At 51.5% G+C, this 22,080-nt stretch carries 22 protein-coding genes; 16 read left to right on the forward strand and 6 right to left on the reverse strand.

What is annotated here, in order from left to right; genetic code table 11:
• Positions 1–109: 109 nt before the first annotated feature.
• From HBA93_RS08610 to HBA93_RS08640, 7 genes are all read left to right on the forward strand, one after another.
• Positions 110–1,156, forward strand: coding sequence for a PstS family phosphate ABC transporter substrate-binding protein (locus HBA93_RS08610; RefSeq protein ID WP_221722996.1), 1,047 nt, complete (start codon positions 110–112; stop codon positions 1,154–1,156).
• A 76-nt stretch (positions 1,157–1,232) separates the two neighbouring features.
• Positions 1,233–2,720, forward strand: a complete 1,488-nt coding sequence (gene pstC / locus HBA93_RS08615; RefSeq protein ID WP_121992107.1) for a phosphate ABC transporter permease subunit PstC — start codon at positions 1,233–1,235, stop codon at positions 2,718–2,720.
• A complete protein-coding gene (pstA, locus tag HBA93_RS08620) occupies positions 2,717–4,033 on the forward strand; it encodes a phosphate ABC transporter permease PstA (RefSeq protein WP_121992106.1) in 1,317 nt (438 codons plus the stop codon). The genes pstC and pstA overlap by 4 nt, the downstream gene beginning before the upstream one ends.
• Positions 4,034–4,098: 65 nt before the next feature.
• Positions 4,099–4,872, forward strand: a complete 774-nt coding sequence (gene pstB, locus HBA93_RS08625; protein ID WP_028233202.1) for a phosphate ABC transporter ATP-binding protein PstB — start codon at positions 4,099–4,101, stop codon at positions 4,870–4,872.
• Positions 4,873–4,990: 118 nt separating this feature from the next.
• Positions 4,991–5,713, forward strand: a complete 723-nt coding sequence (gene phoU, locus HBA93_RS08630; RefSeq protein ID WP_022709192.1) for a phosphate signaling complex protein PhoU — start codon at positions 4,991–4,993, stop codon at positions 5,711–5,713.
• A 123-nt stretch (positions 5,714–5,836) separates the two neighbouring features.
• Complete coding sequence (phoB, locus tag HBA93_RS08635; protein ID WP_121992105.1) at positions 5,837–6,523, forward strand: phosphate regulon transcriptional regulator PhoB; 687 nt, start codon at positions 5,837–5,839, stop codon at positions 6,521–6,523.
• 545 nt (positions 6,524–7,068) lie between these two features.
• Positions 7,069–8,019 (forward strand): cell wall hydrolase, encoded by a 951-nt coding sequence (locus tag HBA93_RS08640; protein WP_286201822.1) that lies wholly within the window; start codon positions 7,069–7,071, stop codon positions 8,017–8,019.
• 71 nt (positions 8,020–8,090) lie between these two features.
• Here the strand turns inward: HBA93_RS08640 and HBA93_RS08645 are convergent, their stop codons facing one another.
• Positions 8,091–8,378: a hypothetical protein gene (locus HBA93_RS08645; protein ID WP_151158799.1), complete on the reverse strand. Its 288-nt coding sequence runs from the start codon at positions 8,376–8,378 to the stop codon at positions 8,091–8,093.
• 152 nt (positions 8,379–8,530) lie between these two features.
• Between HBA93_RS08645 and HBA93_RS08650 the strand changes: the two genes are divergently transcribed.
• Together HBA93_RS08650 and HBA93_RS08655 are read left to right on the forward strand one after the other, a co-directional pair.
• Complete coding sequence (locus HBA93_RS08650) at positions 8,531–9,796, forward strand: aminopeptidase (protein ID WP_221722997.1); 1,266 nt, start codon at positions 8,531–8,533, stop codon at positions 9,794–9,796.
• A gap of 161 nt (positions 9,797–9,957) precedes the next feature.
• A complete protein-coding gene (locus tag HBA93_RS08655; RefSeq protein WP_221722998.1) occupies positions 9,958–11,175 on the forward strand; it encodes a serine hydrolase domain-containing protein in 1,218 nt (405 codons plus the stop codon).
• A gap of 63 nt (positions 11,176–11,238) precedes the next feature.
• Here the strand turns inward: HBA93_RS08655 and dps are convergent, their stop codons facing one another.
• Positions 11,239–11,736 carry a DNA starvation/stationary phase protection protein Dps gene (gene dps / locus HBA93_RS08660; protein WP_121992101.1) on the reverse strand — a complete coding sequence of 166 codons (498 nt, stop codon included), beginning with the start codon at positions 11,734–11,736 and terminating at the stop codon, positions 11,239–11,241.
• A gap of 271 nt (positions 11,737–12,007) precedes the next feature.
• Here dps and tsaB point away from each other — a divergent pair, with 271 nt between their 5' ends.
• The 3 genes from tsaB to olsA are packed head-to-tail and all read left to right on the forward strand — an operon-like array spanning position 12,008 to position 14,027.
• Entirely contained in the window at positions 12,008–12,724 is a 717-nt protein-coding gene (gene tsaB / locus HBA93_RS08665) for a tRNA (adenosine(37)-N6)-threonylcarbamoyltransferase complex dimerization subunit type 1 TsaB (RefSeq protein WP_221722999.1), read from the forward strand.
• The gene (rimI, locus tag HBA93_RS08670) at positions 12,721–13,221 is read left to right on the forward strand and encodes a ribosomal protein S18-alanine N-acetyltransferase (RefSeq protein WP_221723000.1); all 501 of its coding nucleotides are present in this window, start codon (positions 12,721–12,723) and stop codon (positions 13,219–13,221) included. The genes tsaB and rimI overlap by 4 nt, the downstream gene beginning before the upstream one ends.
• Positions 13,218–14,027: a lyso-ornithine lipid O-acyltransferase gene (gene olsA, locus HBA93_RS08675; protein WP_221723001.1), complete on the forward strand. Its 810-nt coding sequence runs from the start codon at positions 13,218–13,220 to the stop codon at positions 14,025–14,027. The genes rimI and olsA overlap by 4 nt, the downstream gene beginning before the upstream one ends.
• Before the next feature lie 62 nt (positions 14,028–14,089).
• Here olsA and irrA read toward each other — a convergent pair whose 3' ends face one another.
• Positions 14,090–14,527, reverse strand: coding sequence for an iron response transcriptional regulator IrrA (irrA, locus tag HBA93_RS08680; protein ID WP_022711350.1), 438 nt, complete (start codon positions 14,525–14,527; stop codon positions 14,090–14,092).
• Positions 14,528–14,795: 268 nt separating this feature from the next.
• Between irrA and fabA the strand changes: the two genes are divergently transcribed.
• The 3 genes from fabA to fabI all read left to right on the forward strand — a co-directional run bounded on the left by fabA (position 14,796) and on the right by fabI (position 17,546).
• Complete coding sequence (fabA, locus tag HBA93_RS08685) at positions 14,796–15,311, forward strand: 3-hydroxyacyl-[acyl-carrier-protein] dehydratase FabA (protein ID WP_075653972.1); 516 nt, start codon at positions 14,796–14,798, stop codon at positions 15,309–15,311.
• 180 nt (positions 15,312–15,491) lie between these two features.
• Positions 15,492–16,715 (forward strand): beta-ketoacyl-ACP synthase I, encoded by a 1,224-nt coding sequence (fabB, locus tag HBA93_RS08690; protein WP_121992097.1) that lies wholly within the window; start codon positions 15,492–15,494, stop codon positions 16,713–16,715.
• Between the two features lie 12 nt (positions 16,716–16,727).
• A complete protein-coding gene (fabI, locus tag HBA93_RS08695; RefSeq protein WP_221723002.1) occupies positions 16,728–17,546 on the forward strand; it encodes an enoyl-ACP reductase FabI in 819 nt (272 codons plus the stop codon).
• Positions 17,547–17,650: 104 nt separating this feature from the next.
• On the opposite strand, the gene HBA93_RS08700 is transcribed toward fabI, so the two are convergent.
• Entirely contained in the window at positions 17,651–18,673 is a 1,023-nt protein-coding gene (locus HBA93_RS08700) for a class I SAM-dependent methyltransferase (RefSeq protein WP_221723003.1), read from the reverse strand.
• A 132-nt stretch (positions 18,674–18,805) separates the two neighbouring features.
• Here HBA93_RS08700 and HBA93_RS08705 point away from each other — a divergent pair, with 132 nt between their 5' ends.
• Positions 18,806–19,042, forward strand: a complete 237-nt coding sequence (locus tag HBA93_RS08705) for a hypothetical protein (RefSeq protein ID WP_221723004.1) — start codon at positions 18,806–18,808, stop codon at positions 19,040–19,042.
• Positions 19,043–19,139: 97 nt separating this feature from the next.
• Here the strand turns inward: HBA93_RS08705 and pnp are convergent, their stop codons facing one another.
• Both pnp and rpsO read right to left on the reverse strand, forming a co-directional pair.
• Entirely contained in the window at positions 19,140–21,281 is a 2,142-nt protein-coding gene (gene pnp, locus HBA93_RS08710) for a polyribonucleotide nucleotidyltransferase (RefSeq protein WP_221723005.1), read from the reverse strand.
• 361 nt (positions 21,282–21,642) lie between these two features.
• Entirely contained in the window at positions 21,643–21,912 is a 270-nt protein-coding gene (gene rpsO, locus HBA93_RS08715) for a 30S ribosomal protein S15 (RefSeq protein ID WP_113943696.1), read from the reverse strand.
• Positions 21,913–22,080 lie beyond the last annotated feature (168 nt).

The following is a 22,080-nucleotide window of genomic DNA, read 5'->3' on the forward strand; positions in this document are numbered from 1 at the left end:
GCACTGATACAAACCTGTAATATTAGTGTCATATAGCTGTTATATAGAGCGCGTAGATGGCTGGTAACGTCGAAAACGTTACCTCATTCTTCTAACTGGAGCTGCTCCTATGAACAAGCTGATTACAACGACTGCTGCATTGGCAATTGCTGCTGTAGCCGGTGCTACTGCCGCTCAGGCTCGCGACCAGATTCAGGTTGCCGGTTCGTCAACCGTTCTGCCATATGCCAAGATCGTTGCTGAAACTTTCGGCGAAACCTATCCGGATTTCAAAACCCCTGTTATTGAATCCGGCGGTTCGGGCGCAGGCATCAAAGACTTCTGTAAAGGTGTAGGCGAAAACACAATTGATATCGCCAATGCATCCCGCGCAATGAAGTCTTCTGAGTTGCAGTCCTGCATTGATGCAGGTGTAAAAGATGTTCAGGAAGTGCGCATCGGTTATGACGGTATCGTTTTCGCAACCGACATTAACGGTCCGGACTGGAAGCTGGCTCCGGTTGATGTTTACAAGGCTCTTGCAGCGAAAATCGTTGTAGACGGTAAGCTGGTAGATAATCCGAACACCAAGTGGAATCAGGTTAACGCCGCTCTGCCGGATTGGGATATTGCTGCTTATATTCCGGGCGAAAAGCACGGTACCCGTGAAGTTTTCGAAGAAAAACTGCTCGCTGACGGTTGTAAAGAAAGCGGTGCGCTGGAAGTCATCAAAGCCGGTGGTGCAGATGACAAGGCAGCTGCCAAGACTTGTATCGCTGTGCGTAAAGACGGCAAGGCTGTTGATATTGACGGTGACTACAGCGAAACACTCGCCCGCATCAGTGCCAACAAAACCGGCGTTGGCGTATTCGGTCTGTCCTTCTATGAAAACAATGCTGACAAGCTGAAGGTTGCAACTGTGAACGATATCGTTCCAAGCGTTGAAACCATTGCCAAAGGCGAATATCCGGTTTCCCGCCCGCTGTTCTTCTACGTGAAGAAAGCACATCTGGGCGTGGTTCCTGGTCTGAAAGAATATGTGGAATTCTTCCTTTCCGATCAGATGATTGGTGATGAAAGCCCGCTGGCAGACTATGGTCTGGTTCCGGCACCGGAAGCAGAGCGCAAAGAACAGCGCGATGCATTTACAGCCGGTACTGTAATGCAGGTTAAATAATTTGAATATGGTCCGGGTGCAGACAAACTCTGCGCCCGGATTGTCTTTTGTCGTGGACGGTGATCAGGGAATTTAAATGTCGATCATGCTGGTCTTAACAATTGTCTTCGTGCTGGGCGTCGCAGGGTTTTTCCTTGGCCGCGCCAAAGCGGTTGCACAATTGAATACCGTAAAAAACGTGGCAGATAAAAAAGAGAAACCACATTCCCGTCCGCATTATCACGGATGGTGGGTTTTCTCTCTGACAGTCATGCCGGCAATTATTTTATTTGTCGTCTGGTCGCTGAGCGCCACCGTCTATCTGGAGCAGACTGCCAAATCGCAGTTGCAGGATGCTCTCGGCAACACTGAAAATTACAGCGAAAGCCTGTCGCTCGGCGTGGTCAAAAGCCTCGCACACGGGTTTGAGCGTCTTGATCCGCAGCAGCGTGAAAACCTGCCGCAGACCTATTCTGAAGTCCGCGCATTGATGGCTGAAAAAGGCATCGCGCTGGCAACAGAAGGTCAGGATGTGATGGTGCCGGTTGCTGTGCAGTGGAATAAAGCGGCAGATTTTTCTTCGAATATTCGCGCAGCTCTCACTATCGCACTGGCTATTGCCGGATTTATCTTTGGCTGGATGACAATTGCACCGCGCGTCCGCGCCCGCAACAATGTGGAAAACATTGTGCTGTGGGGGCTGATCGCTGCATCAACCATCGCCATTCTCACCACTGTCGGCATCGTCTTCTCGATGCTGTTTCAGACAATCAATTTCTTCAGCGATGTTCCGGCCTACGAGTTCTTCTTCGGAACGGTTTGGGACCCGCGTTTTGCCGCTGCTGGTGCCACAGATTCCCATGGTCAGTTCGGTCTGATCCCGCTGCTTGCCGGTACGCTTTATATCGCGCTGGTCGCGATGGTCTTCGCGGTGCCGGTTGGTCTGTTCGCCGCTATTTATATGTCTGAATATGCCGGTGCCAAAACCCGCGCTATCGTCAAGCCGCTGCTGGAAGTGCTGGCCGGTATTCCGACCATTGTTTACGGTTTCTTCGCGCTGGTCACAGTCGGCCCGTTCCTGCGTGACCTGAGTGCCGCACTGACCGGTGGTCAGGGCTTCATCATGGCGCAGAGCGTGCTCACTGCCGGTCTGGTGATGGGCGTGATGCTGATCCCGTTCGTATCCTCCCTGTCTGATGATATTATCACTGCCGTGCCGCGCTCCCTGCGTGACGGTTCTCTGGGCTTGGGTGCCACCCGTTCCGAGACGATCAAGCGTGTGATCCTGCCTGCTGCGCTGCCGGGTATTGTCGGTGCGCTGCTGCTGACCGCTTCCCGTGCCATCGGTGAGACCATGATCGTGGTGCTCGCTGCCGGTGTGGCCGCTAATCTGACGCTCAACCCGTTTGAGGCGATGACGACGATCACTGTTAAAATCGTCAATCAGCTGACCGGTGACCTTGAGTTCAACTCACCGCAGACACTGGTGGCTTTTGCACTGGGTATTACGCTCTTCTTCCTGACACTGCTGATGAATATTTTCGCTCTCTACATTGTGCGCAAATATCGGGAGCAATATGAATGACCGACGCTGTTTTCACTCCCAAGACAACTTCAACCGCACCAGCCCGCCGTGATATTGGAATCAAACGCCGCTACGCTGCCGAACGTCGTTTCCGCATGTATGGCGTGATTGCGATTGGCATTGGTATTTTCTTTCTCTGTGCGTTGTTTTTCTCGGTATTCTCCAAAGGCTACACAGCCTTTTGGCAGACAACGATTGAAATTCCGGTACTGCTGGATGAGAAGGTGATTGATCCTTCCAATGAACGTGCCAGCAATCCGAATGTGCTGATTACAGCGAATTATCCGCTGCTGGTGCGCAATGCATTGGCTGATAAGCTCGGTGTGGAGAAATCCAACCGTCCTGCCATGCGTGACATGACCCGTTTCTATTCGGATGGCGTTCGTCTGCAATTGCGTGAAATGGTGATGGCTGATCCGAAACTGATCGGCACAACCCAGACAATCAAATTCCTTGCCGCAGCCGATGTTGACTCTGCCAATAAAGGTCAGATCGACCTGTCGGTTGACCAGAGCAAGCGTAAAGTCTCCGACCTGCAAGTCGGCTGGATGAAGACTTTGAAGGATGAAGGCGTTATGCGTCAGTCCTTCAATACCGGCCTGTTCACCATGGGGGCCTCCAGCCGTCCGGAAACGTCCGGTCTGGGTGTGGCGCTGATCGGCTCCCTTTATATGATGCTGATCGTGCTGGTCTTTGCTCTGCCGATTGGTGTTGCTGCTTCGATTTATCTGGAAGAATATGCGCGTAAAAACCGCTTTACCGATATTATTGAAGTGAACATCAACAATCTGGCTGCGGTACCTTCCATCGTGTTTGGTCTGCTGGGTCTGGCGGTTTTCATCAACTTCTTTGGCATGCCGCGTTCGGCCTCGCTGGTTGGCGGTCTGGTGCTGACGCTGATGACATTGCCGACAATCATTATTGCAACGCGCGCGGCTCTGCGTGCGGTGCCGCCATCAATCCGTGCTGCGGCGCTGGGTCTTGGTGCTTCCAAAACGCAAGTGGTGTTCCACCATGTGCTGCCACTGGCCGCGCCGGGCATTCTGACCGGCACGATTATCGGTCTGGCTCAGGCACTGGGTGAAACAGCGCCGCTGCTGCTGATCGGTATGGTCGCCTTTGTTGCCAATGCTCCTGTTACCCCTATGGATCCTGCGACTGCGCTGCCGGTACAGATTTTCATGTGGGCTAATGAAGCAGAACGTGCTTTTGTAGAGCGGACATCGGGTGCGATTATTGTGCTCCTCCTGTTCCTCGCTGTGATGAATATTGCCGCAATCATTCTGCGCCGCCGTTTTGAGCGTCGTTGGTAGATTCGAAGGAACCGGCTATGAACCTGATGAATGATTATACGTTAGAAAAAACTCTCGGAGAGAAGATGAACGCCTTGCCAAAAAAAATCAAAATGCGCGGGGACAAGGTCAAAGTTTTCTACGGCGAAAAACAGGCTTTGCACGGCGTTGATCTGGATATTGAAGAAAACAGCGTGACCGCGCTGATCGGACCGTCCGGCTGTGGTAAGTCGACTTTTCTGCGCTCACTCAACCGTATGAATGACACGATTGAAGGTTGCCGCGTTGAAGGGCTGATTACGCTCGATGGCGAGGATATTTACGACCCGAAAATCGACGTGGTGGAACTGCGTGCCCGTGTCGGCATGGTGTTCCAGAAGCCAAATCCGTTTCCGAAATCGATCTATGAGAATGTTTCTTACGGTCCGCGCATTCATGGTCTTGCCCGCAGCCGCGCAGATCTGGATGTCATCGTTGAAAAGAGCCTGCGTGGCGCCAGCCTCTGGGAAGAAGTGAAAGACCGTCTGAATGATGCAGGCACAGGTCTTTCTGGCGGTCAGCAGCAGCGTCTTTGCATTGCCCGCGCCATTGCAGTGAGCCCTGAAGTTATTCTGATGGATGAGCCTTGCTCGGCGCTTGACCCGATTGCAACCGCGAAAGTGGAAGAGCTGATTGACGAGTTGCGCCGTGACTATACGATTGTCATCGTGACCCACTCAATGCAGCAGGCTGCGCGTATTTCGCAGACCACAGCCATGTTCCATCTGGGCAATCTGGTAGAGGTCGGTGACACGGATATGATGTTCACCACGCCGAAAGAAAAACGTACGCAGGACTATATTACCGGCCGTTTCGGCTGATCTGAGCTTACGCGTAAAAACAAACAAGATAGAGCATTTTCTATGAGGCAACATAAGCCGGAAATGCTCTGGAGTTTTACAGACTGCTTTGGCAGTGCCACAGGATAAGGAAATTTCCATGCCGTCACAGCATACGGTTACGTCCTATGATGAAGAACTGAAGTTTCTCGCCCGCAAAATCGCCGAAATGGGCGGTCATGCGGAGCGTATGGTGGAGCAGTCCATCAAGGCGATTGTGACTGCCGATAATGCGCTGGCACAACGGGTCATTTCCGAAGATTTGATCCTCGATGCAGGCGAACGTGAAATTGATGACAAGGCGATTATGATTATCGCCAAGCGTCAGCCGATGGCTGTGGATCTGCGCGAAATTATCGGCGCGATCCGCATCTCAGCGGATCTGGAACGCGTTGGCGATATGGGCAAAAACATTGCCAAGCGTGTTGTTGCCGTTTCGGAAACACGCCAGTCGGTGAAGCTTTATCGCGGTCTGGAAACACTGGCGGAGCTTGCCCGCACCCAGCTTAAAGATGTGCTGGACGCCTATGCAACCCGTTCTGTGACTCAGATCAATATTGTCCGCGACCGCGATGATGAAATTGATGCGATGTACACATCGCTGTTCCGCGAACTTCTGACTTATATGATGGAAGATCCGCGCAATATTACGGCCTGTACGCATCTTCTGTTCTGTGCCAAGAATATTGAGCGTATCGGCGATCATGCCACCAATATTGCCGAGACAGTCTATTATATTGTCACCGGTAATCAGATGCCTCCGGATCGTCCGAAAGATGATCTGAGCCATGACGTCGTTCTCGACGAATTGCATAAAAACTAAGCTGTTCTAACCGGCAGCGGATATGCAGGGCATTCAGCCCTGCCTGTCAGAATAAACGTCATGCATTCCGGCTGTGCCGGAATGCAAATGCTCCCTTATGTCTAAACGAATAGTGGATACGCAATGTCACACACGCCAAGAATAGCGGTTGTTGAAGACGAAGAAGCCATCAGCGAATTGCTTCGCTATAATCTTGAGGCTGAAGGCTATCAGGTCGATACGATCCTGCGTGGCGATGAAGCCGAAATTTATTTACGCGAAAACGTACCTGATCTTCTGGTTCTCGACTGGATGCTGCCTGGTGTTTCCGGCATCGAACTTTGCCGCCGTCTGCGTCAGCGCGCAGAGACAGAACGTCTGCCGATTATCATGCTGACAGCGCGCGGTGAGGAATCCGAGCGTGTGCGTGGTCTGGCCGTTGGCGCGGATGATTATGTCGTCAAACCATTCTCCACACCGGAGTTGCTGGCACGTATCAAGGCGATGTTGCGCCGTGCCAATCCGAGTGTTCTCTCCCATGTGCTGAAAGTCGGCGAGATTGTTCTCGACCGCCAGCAGCACCGTGTTTACCGCAAGGAACGCGAAATCAAACTGGGTCCGACCGAGTTTCGTCTGCTGGAATATTTCATGATGGCACCGGGGCGCGTTTTCTCGCGTACGCAATTGTTGGATGGTATCTGGGGGCGGGATATTTACGTTGATGACCGCACGGTGGATGTGCATATCGGCCGTCTGCGCAAGGCGATCAATACCGGTCGTGAAACCGATCCGATTCGCACCGTTCGCGGTGCCGGCTATGCTTTTGGCTGATAACCGGCCGATATTTGTGAAAAATAATGAGCCGGTGTGAAGAAAATTCACGCCGGTTTTTATTTTTGTGATTCTGCGAAAAGCCGTATCTGTAAAGACTATAGTGCCATAAACGCAAAGTGATTTCACGAAATATCAGCCATTTGTAACACGCTGTAATGAATTATGACTAACGTAATCGGGCAGTCAATTGCATGATGCGCCCGTGCCTGAGGTGCTATCAGGTTGTGAAATAAGGCAATATCGCACCAGAATTGCTGCAGAGCATGATCTGGTAAGCTGCTTCATTTTACAGTGTTTAGTGAAGTCTTTACGTAATCTTGCGTATTTTAGTAATCGCTCAAAAGAATGCGTTAACAAGTCGTTAACTAATGAAGCGCATTTTCTTGGGGTAAATTTTAACCGGTTGTCGCTAACCGGAACACGAATATAAATCGGGCCTTGTGCCTTTATTTAGCCCTAATAGCCTCCGATTTTCCCGGGGCTCGCGCACAGGATTTCTGTGCGACCCGGGTGTACGGGAAATTATTGATAAGGATGAACCGTTGAAACGCTCTTATTTAGCGAAAACACTGTTTATCGGTGCTCTGGTTGCCACGCCGTTTATCCTTGCTGGCTGCACCACGACTTCGACCGGTTCAAAATCTGCTAAGGCTGCACAGTCTGCCAAGGAATCCGGTGTGACTGTCCGCAATGGCAAAAAGACCTACACTTACACCTCCAGAGACCGCGAATGCCTTGAGCGCGCAATGTTCTTTGAATCTGCCCGCTCCAGCCGTGATGGTCTTGTTGCAGTCGGCACAGTGGTGATGAATCGCCTGGTCTCGGAAAAATATCCTGAAACCATTTGTGGTGTTGTCGGACAGAAAAACCAGTTTGCACCGGGCGTTATGACCCGTGCCATGAATTCCAAAGCTTTGCCGGATGTAAAAGAAGCGGCAGATTCAGTGCTGAAGGGTGAACGCCATCCGAAGCTGAAGAATGCAATGTTCTTCCATACTGCCGGTCTGAAATTCCCGTATAAAAATATGCATTATGTGCTGGTTGCCGGCGGCAATTCTTTCTACGAAAAGCGCCGCAGAGACGGAACGCTGGAATCGCCGCTGCCTGAAACCCCGTATAATCTGGCGGCTGCCTATGAGCCAAGAAACCAGTCCATGCCGGACAGCATCTATGATGTGACGGATACGGCTAAGGCCGGTAAAGGTGACCGTCTGCCTGTCGTTGCTCCGGTGATGGTGGCATCTGCCGGACAGACCGCGCAGGATGTTCAGGCTGCACAACCGGCTGCAGCGGAAGCACCGATGCAGCTTGCCTATCATGCACCGGCTGTAAACACACCGGTTCCGGCGCAGCTTCCGTTTGAAACCAAGCCGGTTGCAGCCTCTGCAACGCAGAATGCTTTTGCAGCAGGTGCGGAAGATATGAACAAGCAGAAAGTTGATGCGATCGGTGCATTGCTGCTGACACAGGATCGTCCGGAACCTGCAAGCTGATCCCGCATCTTGCCATTGACTGAAATGAAAAAGCCCGCATGATGCGGGCTTTTTATTTATAGAAATGAAGATCAGCGCGGCACAAGCACCGGTTGGTAAATAACCATCGGTGTGGAAAATTGCGGTCGTTCATTCTGCCATGCACGGATATCAGCACGGCGGTCGAGATGAATTTGCAGCAGGCAATTGGCCATGGCTTCAGATTTGGGTTTAAAACCATAGCTCATGCAGGTTTTCTCATCCTCAGCACGCTGCTGCTCGGGCGTGAGTGTCGTGCAGCCTGCCAGCGCTATTGCAAACAGTCCTGCAACAAGACTCAGCTTTTGAAATGATCGCGCATTATTGGGGTTTCGGTTCATGGATTTGTTCCGATAAATATGACTTCATATGGCATATTAACGCTGTTCCGCATCGGTGGCTACAGCGACAATATAAAATCCTGTCAAAGCTCTAGCTTACAGGCTCTTGCAGGAGTATCTGTGATGATCAATGAAAATAAGCGGAGTATGTGATGTCAGATTTCAGCCAAAACAATCACGCGGATGCAATCATCGATCCGGTTAAACTGGATAAGCTGGCCGAGGTCGCGGTTAAAGTCGGTCTGCAATTGCGTAAAGGGCAGGATCTGGTCATTACCGCGCCGGTTATCGCATTGCCGCTGGTGCGCCGTATTGCGGAACATGCTTATAAAGCCGGTGCAGGGCTGGTAACGCCGTTTTTCTCCGATGAAGACATGGCGCTGTCGCGTTTCCAATATGCGCCTGATGAGAGTTTCGATCATGCCAGCGACTGGCTGTATCAGGGCATGGCCAAAGCCTATGCAGGCGGTGCAGCGCGCCTTGCAATCACCGGTGATAATCCGATGCTGCTTTCCGCACAGGATGCAGGAAAAGTTGCACGCGCCAATAAAGCGCTGTCGATGGCCTATCAGCCTGCGCTGGAAAAAATTGCCGGTTTCGACATTAACTGGAATATCGTTTCCTATCCGAACCCGTCCTGGGCAAAGCTGGTCTTTCCGGATGATGCGCCGGATGTGGCAACACATAAACTGGCCGAAGCAATTTTCGCCGCATCGCGCGTGAATAATGCGGATCCGGTTGCCGCATGGGCAGATCATAATGCGCAATTGCGCAAACGTACCAAAATTCTCAATGAGCGTAATTTCCGCGCTTTGCATTTCACTGGACCGGATACGGATCTGACTGTTGGTTTGGCTGATGGCCATGAATGGCATGGCGGCTCATCGACCGCTAAAAACGGTATTACCTGCAATCCGAATATTCCGACAGAAGAAGTCTTCACAACGCCGCATGCTCTGCGCGTGGAAGGGACTGTTTCCAGCACCAAACCGCTGTCACATCAGGGTACGATCATTGATGATATCCGTGTGCGTTTTGAAGGCGGCCGGATTGTTGAGGCTAAAGCCAGCAAGGGCGAGGCAGTGCTGAACAAGGTACTGGATACGGATGAAGGCGCCCGCCGTCTGGGTGAAGTGGCTCTGGTGCCGCATTCCTCACCGATTTCGCAGAGTGGTTTGCTGTTCTATAACACGCTGTTTGATGAAAATGCTGCCAGCCATATTGCGCTTGGTCAGTGCTATTCTAAATGTTTCATCAATGGTGCTGATCTCACGCCGGAACAGATTGCGGCACAGGGCGGCAATAAGAGCTTTATCCATATCGACTGGATGATCGGCTCCAATAAGATCGACGTGGACGGCATTGCACAGTACGGCACATCCGTGCCTGTGATGCGCAAAGGCGAATGGGTCGCCTGATACATCTGAATTCCTGATAACTTCATAACAATAGCCGCCGCTTTTTTTAACAAGCGGCGGCTATTGTCATTTTTGAAACTATTTCGGGAATTGCAGCTTGCCGGATTGCTAATCCGGTTTATCGTAAGCAGGCTGATAACTGTGTCGGAAGGGGCTGCATAATGAAGAGACCGCTGCGCATTAGCTTATATAGTCTGGCTCTGTTGCTGATTATCGCGGCAGGGCTTGGCTTTGTTTTCCGTAAGCAAATCCATGAATATTATGCGGTCTATCAATATGCCAATACATTCAAGCCCGATGTGATTGATGCAAATTTCCGCTCACTTTATAAAATTTACCCGTCTATCCGTGTAGAACATAGCGGTGAAGTCAGCCCCTTGCCGCAGAATGAAAGACCTTTGCCCGAAACCTATATTTATCAGGGAGAGACAAAACGGGTTGCTGACTGGCTGGAACGCACGCAGACAACCGGTTTCATCGTGCTGAAAGACGGTGCTGTTGCCTATGAGCGATATGAGCGGGGCAATACGGCTGCAACGCAGGCAATCGCCATGTCGATGTCGAAATCCACGATCTCGTTTCTGATTGGCAATGCTGTGCGGGACGGTCTGATTGATATAAATCGGACCGTCGATCATTATGCGCCGCAACTGGCAGAGGGCGGCTATAAAGGGGTGAGCGTCAAGAACGCGCTGCAAATGTCTTCAGGCATTGGTTTTAACGAAAATTATGGTGATCTCTCATCCGATATTGTGCGTTACATTATCCAGATTCTGACCGGTTCGGTGAAAGATTTCACCGCTCATCTGCAAAAAGTGCGGGAACAGGGAACAGTCAATATTTATGTTTCCGCCGATACGCAGGTGCTGTCCATGGTGCTGGAAGGCGCAACCGGCAAACCGATGGCCGATTATTTCAGGGAAAAATTATGGTCGCGTCTGGGGGCAGAGGCTGATGCTTATTGGCTGGCTGATGCGAAAGGTGATGCAGTCTCGGCAGGCGGGCTGAATGCGGTGTTGCGTGATTATGCGCGTTTCGGCCTGCTTTATATGAATGAAGGGCGCAATTTCAAAGGTGAGCAACTGGTGCCGGCTGAATGGGTACATGCTTCTGTCACGCCGGATGCGCCGCATCTGATGCCGGGCAGGGATGATCCTGTGCAGGGCAAGCCGCTTGGCTATGGCTATCAGTGGTGGATACCGGGGAAACCGCAGGGGGATTTTGTCGCTGTCGGTATTTACGGGCAGTTTATCTACGTCAATCCTACGCATAAAGTGGTGATTGCCAAAACCTCTGCCTATGCGGATTACAACAAGGATGGCCAGAAAATGAAAGATGAAAGCATCATTGTTTTTCAGGCTATTGCAGACTCGCTTTAAAGCATCACCAATTTAAAACACCGCCTGTCCCGGGGCAGGCGGTGTTTTTGAAATCTGCTCTGATTATTCCTGAACATGTGCTTCAAGGAACCACAGGGATTTGTCGAGACTGCGGGATGCGGCAGTGAAGATATCCGCACTGTCATCGTCACCGGCTTCTGCTGCATCTTTAATGGACTGACGAACCAGATTGGCCACAGCGCTGTAATGATCGATCAGCGCATGAAGATGGTCTTTGATGGCGTAAATATCTTCCGGATATGGCTTGAGTATGCTCGCTTCAGTAACGGTCTGGCTTGTGCCCAGCGCAGTGCCGCCAAGCTGAACGGCGCGTTCTGCAATCGTATCCGAATGTTCATCCAGATCAGTGCGGAATGTGTCCAGCATCTCATGCACGGCAATGAACTGAATGCCTTTGAGGTTCCAGTGTGCCTGTTTGGTAATCAGCGCAAGATCAATGATCGCAGCCAGATTTTTGTTCAGCAGGGCAATGACAGTGGTTTTGGCATTGGTTGGCAAATTGTTTTTTGTCGGATGGTTTTTCAGTTTGGATGCAGACATAGAGATTTCCTTTATGAAGGGACAAAATTTTCGTTTGTCTGAGGGCTGCCGGGAGGTGGCAGCACAAGAAACCGGAAGCAGCAGATGCTGCTATGAACATAACGTATCAAAGATAGGATTGTTCCCAGTGATTTAAAGAGTTTAAGCAGATTTTTATGTGCCATTTTGCATAGAGCCGAGTATTATCCTGCTGTGATAACAAAGCAGAATTCTGACACAAGCTGACTGCCTGTACTTGCCGATAACCGAATTCTGTTTTAGGTCGTAAGTCATGACTATACTTGCTCTCGACACTGCCGGCAGTTTGTGTGCTGCCGCTCTTTATGATCCGCAGACGCAGCAGCTTCTTGCTGAGGTCAGCCATGATATCGGCAAAGGCCATGCGGAATTGCTGCTGGACTATGTTGCGCAGTGTTTTGAGACTGCAAAAGTCTCCCGCAATGAGATCAGTCGTATCGCGGTCAATATCGGCCCCGGTTCATTCACAGGCGTGCGTGTCGGCGTTTCCGCTGCGCGTGGCTTCGGGCTGGCTTTATCCTGTCCGGTGATCGGTGTCAGTGGTTTTGAAGCGCTGTGCCATGAAATGCAGGCCGGGACACCGGCGCAGCCTGTTGTGATCGCATTGTCTGCCTATCGTGGTGATATTTATGCGCAAGGTTTTGATGCCGATGGCATAGCTTCAACCACACCTTTGGCCGGTAATGAGGCAGAGCTGTTGCCGGTTTTGCAGCAGCTCGGAGCAGATTATGCGCTGGCAGGCAGCGGCGCTGCACAATTGCAGGCAGCTGAGGGCAGCGAGCGTCGGATTATCAGCACATCTGCCCATGCATCCATTGGCACTTTTGCACGACTTGCGGCGCTGCGTGATGCAGGTACGCCCCCTGAGCCGCTTTATATGCGCGGGCCGGATGTGAAGCCGCAGACCGGATTTGCGCTGCCCCGTAAACAAGCGGGGCAGAAAACCGTGCAGGATCAGGAGCGCGGATGATCGGCCTTCCTTTTTCGCGTCAGAGTTTTGCTTATGAATCGCTGATGCAGGCGCATTGCGCTGAGCTTGCGGATCTTCATGCACCGGCTTTCCACCATGCATGGAGCGAGGAAGATTTTGCAGGCATGCTCTCGCAAGGCAATATTTTCGGTTTTATCGCCCGTCCTGTGGGCAAGCCAAAACAGGCTGCCGGTTTTGTGCTGGCGCGTCTGGTTGCCGGTGAGGCGGAAATTCTGACGATTGCAGTGTCATCAGCTTTTCAGCGTCGTGGTGTCGGACGGGATCTGATGGAGGCTGTCTTGCGCCATTTGCATCATGAACGGGCGGAAAGTCTGTTTCTTGAGGTGGATGAGAGCAATGTGGCAGCGCAAGCGCTTTACCGGCGTCTCGGCTTTATTCAGGTCGGGCAGCGGCCTGCTTATTATGAAACTGGTCACGGACGCAGCAATGCGCTGGTTTTGCGCCGGCAATTTCCGGAAACGATGAGCGTGTCATGATCGGTGCCATTCGCATTGCGGTCATAATCGGCTTGTTTATCAGTCTGGTTATTTCGCTGGTGCCGTTTCAATATCTGTTTGTCAAAGCGCGTTTGGGTTGGCAGCAATCGCTGCCGCGTTTTTTCCATCGTATTGCTGCATGGTTGCTGGGCTTTCGGGTGAAGGTTAAGGGCGAGATTGTGCAGGATCGCCCGTTGCTGCTGGTCGCCAATCATGTGTCATGGAGCGATATCGTCGTTTTATCCTCCGTTGCCAATGTCTGTTTTATCGCCAAATCCGAAGTGCGCAAATGGCCGGTTTTCGGCACTTTTGCGGTTTTGCAACGCACGGTTTTTGTTGAGCGTGAGAAAAAAGGCCGGACAGCGCAGCAGGCCTCAGATATTGCCCTGCGTCTGGCTGGCGGTGATGCGATGGTTCTGTTTCCGGAAGGGACAACATCGGACGGTAACCGCGTGCTGCCGTTTAAAACATCATTATTCGGCGCAGCCCATGCGGCTATTCGTGAGGCAGGCGAGGAGCAGGTGATCGTGCAGCCGGTTTCCATCGCTTATACGGGGGTTCACGGAATGCCGATGGGGCGTTTTCATCGCCCGATTGCTTCATGGCCGGGCGATGTGCAGCTGATGCCGCATCTCAAAGGTATTCTCAAAGAGGGCGCGATTGATGTTGAGATCCGCTTTGGTGAGCCGATGCGCGTGTCAGCGGATACCAGCCGCAAGGAGCTGGCACGTATCATGGAAGAGCGCGTGACCACAATGCTGCAAAGCTCGCTGATGGGGCGCGAAATCACCCCGTCAGATAAATAAAGTGAAGATCAGTCTTTACGACGCAGCCGGACGATCACGTCGACCCGTGCGGTGCCGATGTATCAGTCTTTGCGACGTAACCGCACAATTACATCAACATTGACGATTTCCATGCCTTCCGGTGCTTTCGGCAGATTGCTGACGACAGGCTGGCCGGTTTCACCATCGGGAATATCGAAGACAATATTTTCGCCTTCGACAAAAAAGTGATGGTGGTCGGAAATATTGGTGTCGAAATAGGTTTTCGATCCTTCGACCGAAATAATGCGCAGCATACCGGCTTCAGTAAACTGGTGCAGCGTATTATATACGGTGGCAAGAGAAACCGGCACGGAAGCAAAAACAGCTTCTTCATGCAGTTCTTCTGCGGAAAGATGGCGGTCGCCATGGGCGTAAATCAGGCTGGCAAGCGCAACACGCTGACGCGTCGGTCTGAGACCGGCGATCCGAAGGCGCTCCTCAATCGAAGCGTTGCTGGCATGGGAGGAATGAATATTCATCACTGACCTGTCAGAAGCTTGAAACAAATTGGTTCAAAATTAATGCTTGAGGGCTGTTGCCCATCCTGTCACAAGATTGATATATGCGCTGAACGAATGACTGGCAATAGCTATTCCTGTATATCTTGACAGGCAAATAGTTTCTTGCAGGTGTTTTACAGCGGGAAACACTCTGTGTTAGGGGTGTGCAAAGATTTTGTCTGAGCCTGACGAATATGTTCGTTTCGGGCTGTCCAGACAGCAGACAGATAAATGATTGGAGTCGGTAATGGCAGAGCAGAAGTCAAGTTACGGATATGAGGAGCTTCTCAGCTGCGCTCGCGGTGAAATGTTTGGTCCGGGCAATGCCCAGCTGCCTCTGCCGCCGATGCTGATGGTACACCGTATCACCGAAATCTCCGAAACCGGTGGTGAGTTCGACAAAGGCTATATCCGTGCTGAATATGATGTGAGCCCGGATGACTGGTATTTCCCTTGCCATTTTCAGGGCAATCCGATCATGCCTGGCTGTCTCGGCCTCGACGGCATGTGGCAGCTGACCGGCTTTTTCCTTGGCTGGCTCGGTGAGCCGGGTCGCGGTATGGCGCTGTCGACCGGCGAAGTAAAATTCAAAGGCATGGTGCGCCCGCATACCAAACTTCTGCAATATGGTATCGACTTCAAACGCGTTATGCGCGGTCGTTTGGTTCTGGGTACAGCTGACGGCTGGCTCAAGGCAGACGGTGAAACAATTTACAAGGCAACTGACCTGCGCGTAGGCCTGTCGAAAGACAGCGAGTCGTAAGTCGTAAAGACCGCGACGGACATAGCCTCAAAAAGAGTATTATCCACGGGTGCGACCACATTTAATTGAAAGCTTTTATGTGGCCGCTCTCAAAATATGTAAAAGTCGCACTTATGTAACCGCGTAGCGGCATCCGCAAAACGGGGTGTCATTCAGGGAACAGGTGCAAAGGAGAACGCAATGCGGCGTGTTGTCGTTACCGGAATGGGGATTGTATCCTCGATTGGCAATAATACCGAAGAGGTGCTGACCTCTTTGTTTGAGGCCAGATCGGGTATCCGGCGGGCTGAAGATCAGGCGGAACTCGGTTTTCGTTGTCAGGTCTCGGGCGCACCGCAGATTGATGTTGAAGCGCTGGTTGACCGCCGTGCAATGCGTTTTCACGGTCGTGGCACCGCATGGAACCATGTGGCCATGGATCAGGCGATTGCCGATGCAGGCCTGACCGAAGAGCAGGTTTCCAACGACCGCACCGGTATCATCATGGGCTCCGGCGGTCCTTCTACCCGCACAATCGTGGATTCCGCTGATATTACCCGTGACAAAGGCCCGAAACGCGTTGGTCCTTTCGCTGTGCCGAAAGCCATGAGCTCCACCGCATCGGCCACGATGGCGACCTTCTTCAAGATTAAGGGCATCAATTATTCGATCTCCTCAGCTTGCGCGACCTCGAACCATTGCATCGGCAATGCGGTTGAGATGATCCAATATGGCAAACAGGACCGTATGTTTGCCGGTGGTTGTGAAGATCTCGACTGGACCCTGTCGGTGCTGTTTGACGCTATGGGCGCGATGTCTTCGAAATATAATGATACGCCGGAACGTGCATCCCGCGCCTATGACAAAAACCGCGACGGTTTTGTAATTGCCGGCGGTGCCGGTGTATTGGTGCTGGAAGATCTGGAAACTGCGCTGGCACGCGGTGCCAAGATTTACGGTGAGGTTGTCGGCTACGGCGCGACATCAGACGGTTATGACATGGTTGCTCCGTCGGGCGAAGGTGCGGAGCGCTGCATGCGCATGGCGCTGTCAACCGTGAACGGCAAAATCGACTATATCAATCCGCATGCCACATCGACTCCTGCGGGCGATGCACCGGAAATTGAAGCGATTCGTAAAGTATTCGGTTCAGGCGATGCCTGCCCTCCGATTGCGGCAACCAAGTCGCTCACCGGTCACTCGCTGGGTGCAACCGGCGTTCAGGAAGCGATTTATTCGCTGCTGATGATGCAGAATAATTTCATCTGCGAAAGCGCGCATATTGATGAGCTTGATCCGGATTTTGCGGATATGCCGATCGTGCGCAAGCGCATTGATAATGCTGAAATCAATACAGTACTGTCCAACTCCTTCGGTTTTGGTGGAACGAACGCAACGCTGGTTTTCCAGCGCTATCAGGGCTGACGGAGAGAGAGTATGCAGGGTTTAATGAAGGGCAAACGCGGGCTGATTATGGGTGTTGCAAACAACCATTCTCTTGCTTGGGGCGTTGCCAAACATCTGGCCGATCAGGGCGCTGAGCTGGCTTTCACTTATCAGGGTGATGCCCTTGGTAAGCGCGTCAAACCATTGGCAGAGCAGGTCGGATCAGATTTCGTACTGCCTTGTGATGTTGAAGATATTGCAACTGTTGATGCGGTCTTTGAAGAGATCAAGAAAAAATGGGGCAAACTTGATTTTATCGTTCATGCGATCGGTTTTTCCGACAAGAATGAACTTAAAGGCCGCTATGCGGATGTAACGACCCGCGAAAATTTCAGCCGGACAATGGTAATTTCGGCCTATTCCTTCACAGAAGTTGCTCAGCGCGCCGAGAAGCTGATGAAGGACGGTGGTTCGATTCTCACATTGACCTATGGCGGTTCAACCCGCACCATCCCGAACTACAATGTGATGGGTGTTGCCAAAGCTGCTTTGGAAGCCATGGTGCGCTATCTGGCTGCTGATTTTGGCCCGCAGAATATTCGCGTCAATGCAATTTCGGCAGGTCCTGTGCGTACACTGGCCGGTGCCGGTATTGGTGATGCCCGCGCGATCTTCTCTTATCAGCGCCGTAATTCGCCGCTGCGCCGTACAGTCGATATTGATGATGTGGGTAAATCCGCAGTCTATTTGCTGTCGGATCTGTCGAGCGGTGTAACCGGTGAAGTTCACTTTGTGGATTCAGGTTACAACATTGTCTCTATGCCGACACTGGAAGAGCTGAAAAGCTCGGATGCGACCGGCAGCGAATAAGCCGATAAATATGATATAAAAAAGCCGCGCTTTGCGCGGCTTTTTTGTCATTTTTTAGCGCAGTTTCGGACGGAAAACCGGTTCCCACTTTTCCTGAAACTGCTTTATTTTCGTGCTTCGATGACTTTGAAGCCATCTTTATCGGTGAGTGGCATGACCTGCCGGAAATGCTTTTTCAAAACAGCTTCATAAGGGAGCTGACGATTGGCCACCATCAGGAAGCGGCCACCGGATTTAAGGCGCTTGGCGGCTGCCGTTATAAAACTCTGGCCGAGTGAAATATCGGTATTGCGGCCGGTGTGAAACGGCGGATTGCTGATCACGGTGTCATAAATCTCTGTCATCGGCTCGGAAGCGACGTCATGCCAGTAATAATGCAGTGGCACAGAACTGTTGAGTTCAGCCAGATTGCTCTGAGCAATCTCCAGCGCTTCAAAATCCGCTTCATAAAGATCAATACGGCTGATCTTGGCCGGATTGTCGAGACAGCAAGCTGTGAGATAACCCCAGCCAGCACCCAAATCCGCTACATGACCGAAGGCAATGTTTTTGAGATGCGGCACCAATAGTGCGGAGCCGCGGTCGATTTCTCCATGAGAGAACATGCCTGCTTTCGTCCAGAAACGCCCGTCCACGCGTTTTTGCTCCGGAATGAGGCTTTGCATGATTTCAGTATCAATCGCTTCCGGGCGTGTCATCCAGTAGACAACAGCGTGGTTTTTGGACAGGCGGTCGATAGAAGCTGCAATCTGGTCGCTGCGCTTGCGGAAACTGTCAATGCCAAGCTTTTTGTCGCCGGCGATAATGATCCGTCCGCCGGGTTTGACTTGGCCCAGCAATGTCGCCAGCCATTGCTCATTGCGGCCGCGATGTTTGCCGAGCAAAATCATACCGCCGTCATAGGTATCACTTTCGCTGACTTGCGACGTGACATGAAATCCGGCTTTATTGAGCGCCAGCCATTCCGGCCTCAGCGGCTGAATGCAATGCAGTGCCTGCTTCCACATTGTATCGAGCATTGTATCGGCACTGATGCCGAAGCAGAGAAATTTTTCACCCGTCTGAGGCAGATCAAGTGTTTCATTCTCAAAGGGCAGAAAGAGAGTGTTTTGGGCGCCGGTAATCATAAAATTTCTTTGGTCTTTGCTACCTGAGAAGGATGACAGTAGGTGGTTTCTGGAAGATATTATATTGAACTTATTATCGTTTAAAGTTTCAAACTATCTGCAATGCCGTGTTGCTCGCGGGGGAGTAGTACTATGGCGCGCAAATGTTGTCAGCCGCAATGTTTTGCAAAATGCCTGCCTGACCATCAGGCGTTGTTATTGCAGCTGAACAATATGATTGTGCAGTCACAGGTGAACAAACAGGATTTTCTCGGTTATTTGCTGAGTATGGCTATCAGTGAGGCGCAGGCTATTGTCGATTGTGCCCATCAGGAATCCTGGCTGCAAAAGGGCATCAGGCCTGAGACAGAACTGGTTTTACCAGATTGACCCTGAAGGCCAAGCAGCCTTTGATAATGTTGACTGTATGCTTAAATGAAAAGCCCCGCATATTTCTATGCGGGGCTTTTCAGAATTTGAAACCAGCTTATTCAGCTGTTGTTTCTTCTTTCTTTTCGGCAACGATTTCTTTGCCGGTTTCCTGATCAACGACTTTCATCGACAGACGCACTTTACCGCGCTCATCAAAGCCCATCAGTTTAACCCAGACCTTCTGGCCTTCCTTAACCACATCGGTGGTCTTGGCAACGCGGTCTGCAGCCAGCTGCGAGATGTGTACCAGACCATCGCGCGGACCGAAGAAATTTACGAATGCACCGAAGTCAGCAGTTTTAACAACTGTACCTTCGTAGATTTCGCCGATTTCCGGTTCAGCAACAATGGAGTGGATCCATTTCTTCGCTGCTTCGATTTCCTTGGCGGAAGAAGAAGCAATTTTGACTGTGCCGTCATCTTCGATGTTGATTTTTGCACCGGTCTTTTCAACGATTTCGCGGATAACTTTACCACCGGAACCGATAACATCACGGATCTTGTCGGTCGGAATGTTCATCACTTCGATGCGTGGTGCAAATTCACCAAGTTCAGCGCGTGCGCCGGACAGTGCTTTCGCCATTTCACCGAGAATGTGAACGCGGCCGCCTTTAGCCTGTTCCAGAGCGGTTTTCATGATCTCTTCGGTAATACCGTCGATCTTGATGTCCATCTGCAGGGCAGTGATACCATTTTCAGTACCGGCTACCTTGAAATCCATATCGCCGAGGTGATCTTCGTCACCAAGGATATCAGAAAGAACTGCAAAACGGTCGCCTTCTTTGATCAGACCCATAGCAATACCGGCTACAGGACGGGTCAGAGGCACACCGGCATCCATCAGCGCCAGCGAGGTGCCGCATACGGTTGCCATAGAGGACGAACCGTTGGATTCAGTGATTTCAGAAACCGCACGCAGGGTGTACGGGAACTGTTCTTTAGCAGGCAGCATCGGATGGATTGCGCGCCATGCCAGCTTGCCGTGACCGATTTCACGACGGCCAGGGGAGCCCATACGGCCGGTTTCACCAACGGAATATGGCGGGAAGTTGTAGTGCAGCAGGAAGGATTCTTTCTGCAGACCGGCCAGTGTGTCGATGAACTGTTCATCTTCACCGGTACCCAGTGTTGCAACAACGATTGCCTGTGTTTCACCACGGGTGAACAGAGCCGAACCGTGGGTACGTGGCAGAAGACCAACTTCCGATACGATCTGACGAACGGTTACCAGATCACGACCGTCGATGCGGCTGCCGGTATCCAGAATGTTCCAGCGAACGATTTTCGCCTGCAATGTTTTGAAAACAGTGCCGATTTGTTCAGGAGTATATTCGGTTGTTTCAGCATCTTCCGGCAGGAAATGGGCTTTAACTTTAGCTTTGGCAGCATCAACAGCGGTATAACGAGCCTGCTTGTCGATGATTTTGTAAGCTGCGCGCAGATCATCTTCAATGATTGCCAGCATTGCGGCTTCAGGAGCCGACAGGTCTTCCGGCTGGAAGTCACGTGGTTCTTTAGCAGCAACTTCAGCAAGGCTGATGATTGCATCGATCACAGGCTGGAAGCCCTTTTGACCGAAAACAACAGCGCCGAGCATCACTTCTTCAGAGAGTTCCTGCGCTTCGGATTCAACCATCAGAACAGCATCGCTGGTACCGGCAACAACCAGATCCAGTTTGGATTCAGCCATTTCGTCGAGATGCGGGTTCAGAACATACTCGCCGTTGATGTAGCCAACGCGCGAACCACCGATCGGGCCCATGAAAGGTACGCCGGAAAGTGTGAGCGCAGCGGAAGCGGCAACCATCGACAGAACGTCCGGATTGTTTTCCAGATCATGCTGAATAACGGTGATAACAACCTGTGTGTCGTTCTTGTAGCCGTCAGCAAACAGCGGGCGGATCGGACGGTCGATCAGGCGGGAAACCAGAGTTTCGTTTTCGCTCGGACGGCCTTCACGTTTGAAATAGCCGCCAGGAATACGACCGGCTGCATAGGCTTTTTCCTGATAGTTTACAGTCAGAGGGAAAAAGTCCTGACCCGGCTTTGGTTCTTTAGCCGAAACAACGGTCGCCAGTACCATTGTTTCACCGTAAGTGGCGATAACCGCGCCGTCAGCCTGACGGGCGACTTTGCCGGTTTCGAGAATGAGCGGACGGCCGCCCCATTCAATTTCAACTTTATGTGTGTTGAACATATCTTGTCCTTGGTTTGGAATATTTTTCGCGGCGCTGATGTCAGCGCTTGCACTATTCCGGTTTGGAACAGGGAGCGGGCAAGACAGCGGGAAGCTCGATTTTCCGAGCTGCCTGCAATCCTGCCTGCGGAACCTGTTCAATACAGTTCCATATCGGGCTTTTACGACATTATTGTTAAAGCCCTGCTGCATTTTTCCCGTTTTGGCGCTTACACGCACAGAGAATGCATTATTGTATAATACAGAGCGTTTTCAGGCTGTTGAGCCGTAAATGCCCTGTTGCCGGAGAGATTTAATGAAAAGTCCTGCTCCGGTAAAAATTCCGGCGAAAACCGTTGCAGGTTTTCGCCGGATGATGCGCTTAGCGGCGCAGGCCGAGACGGCCGATCAGGCTCTGGTAGCGCGCTTCGTCAACACCTTTGAGGTAGTCGAGCAGAGTGCGGCGCTGAGAGACCATTTTCAGAAGACCACGACGGGAGTGGTTGTCATTCTTGTGGCCTTTAAAGTGACCGGTCAGGTTGGAAATGCGTTCCGAAAGAACGGCTACCTGTACTTCAGGAGAACCGGTATCGCCTTCTTTGGTTGCATATTCTTTGATAAGAGCCTGTTTGCGTTCAGCAGTAATCGACATCGGAATGTCCTTTTTGTTTAAGAGGAGAAATGTCGCCCGTGGCCAAGATGTCGTCCAGCCGGGGCCGTTTATTTAAGTTCAGCACTATTCACATAAAACTATGCCTTAGACTGAACCTGACGATCATATAATCGAAACTGTGGCTTATTTCCAGACACATTTCAAAAA

Source organism: Ochrobactrum sp. SFR4, assembly GCF_019730395.1.
Classification (GTDB): Bacteria; Pseudomonadota; Alphaproteobacteria; order Rhizobiales; family Rhizobiaceae; genus Pseudochrobactrum.

What these genes read in the sequence shown, in the direction of transcription:
- fabI (WP_221723002.1), top strand. Translation starts at nt 16,728, where the DNA reads ATGCAGGGTTTAATGAAGGGCAAACGCGGGCTGATTATGGGTGTTGCA.
- fabA (WP_075653972.1), top strand. Translation starts at nt 14,796, where the DNA reads ATGGCAGAGCAGAAGTCAAGTTACGGATATGAGGAGCTTCTCAGCTGC.
- fabB (WP_121992097.1), top strand. Translation starts at nt 15,492, where the DNA reads ATGCGGCGTGTTGTCGTTACCGGAATGGGGATTGTATCCTCGATTGGC.
- tsaB (WP_221722999.1), top strand. Translation starts at nt 12,008, where the DNA reads ATGACTATACTTGCTCTCGACACTGCCGGCAGTTTGTGTGCTGCCGCT.
- dps (WP_121992101.1), bottom strand. Translation starts at nt 11,736, where the DNA reads ATGTCTGCATCCAAACTGAAAAACCATCCGACAAAAAACAATTTGCCA.
- phoB (WP_121992105.1), top strand. Translation starts at nt 5,837, where the DNA reads ATGTCACACACGCCAAGAATAGCGGTTGTTGAAGACGAAGAAGCCATC.
- irrA (WP_022711350.1), bottom strand. Translation starts at nt 14,527, where the DNA reads ATGAATATTCATTCCTCCCATGCCAGCAACGCTTCGATTGAGGAGCGC.
- HBA93_RS08610 (WP_221722996.1), top strand. Translation starts at nt 110, where the DNA reads ATGAACAAGCTGATTACAACGACTGCTGCATTGGCAATTGCTGCTGTA.
- phoU (WP_022709192.1), top strand. Translation starts at nt 4,991, where the DNA reads ATGCCGTCACAGCATACGGTTACGTCCTATGATGAAGAACTGAAGTTT.
- HBA93_RS08655 (WP_221722998.1), top strand. Translation starts at nt 9,958, where the DNA reads ATGAAGAGACCGCTGCGCATTAGCTTATATAGTCTGGCTCTGTTGCTG.
- rpsO (WP_113943696.1), bottom strand. Translation starts at nt 21,912, where the DNA reads ATGTCGATTACTGCTGAACGCAAACAGGCTCTTATCAAAGAATATGCA.
- pstC (WP_121992107.1), top strand. Translation starts at nt 1,233, where the DNA reads ATGTCGATCATGCTGGTCTTAACAATTGTCTTCGTGCTGGGCGTCGCA.
- HBA93_RS08645 (WP_151158799.1), bottom strand. Translation starts at nt 8,378, where the DNA reads ATGAACCGAAACCCCAATAATGCGCGATCATTTCAAAAGCTGAGTCTT.
- pstB (WP_028233202.1), top strand. Translation starts at nt 4,099, where the DNA reads ATGAACGCCTTGCCAAAAAAAATCAAAATGCGCGGGGACAAGGTCAAA.
- HBA93_RS08705 (WP_221723004.1), top strand. Translation starts at nt 18,806, where the DNA reads ATGGCGCGCAAATGTTGTCAGCCGCAATGTTTTGCAAAATGCCTGCCT.
- pnp (WP_221723005.1), bottom strand. Translation starts at nt 21,281, where the DNA reads ATGTTCAACACACATAAAGTTGAAATTGAATGGGGCGGCCGTCCGCTC.
- pstA (WP_121992106.1), top strand. Translation starts at nt 2,717, where the DNA reads ATGACCGACGCTGTTTTCACTCCCAAGACAACTTCAACCGCACCAGCC.
- rimI (WP_221723000.1), top strand. Translation starts at nt 12,721, where the DNA reads ATGATCGGCCTTCCTTTTTCGCGTCAGAGTTTTGCTTATGAATCGCTG.
- HBA93_RS08650 (WP_221722997.1), top strand. Translation starts at nt 8,531, where the DNA reads ATGTCAGATTTCAGCCAAAACAATCACGCGGATGCAATCATCGATCCG.
- HBA93_RS08700 (WP_221723003.1), bottom strand. Translation starts at nt 18,673, where the DNA reads ATGATTACCGGCGCCCAAAACACTCTCTTTCTGCCCTTTGAGAATGAA.
- olsA (WP_221723001.1), top strand. Translation starts at nt 13,218, where the DNA reads ATGATCGGTGCCATTCGCATTGCGGTCATAATCGGCTTGTTTATCAGT.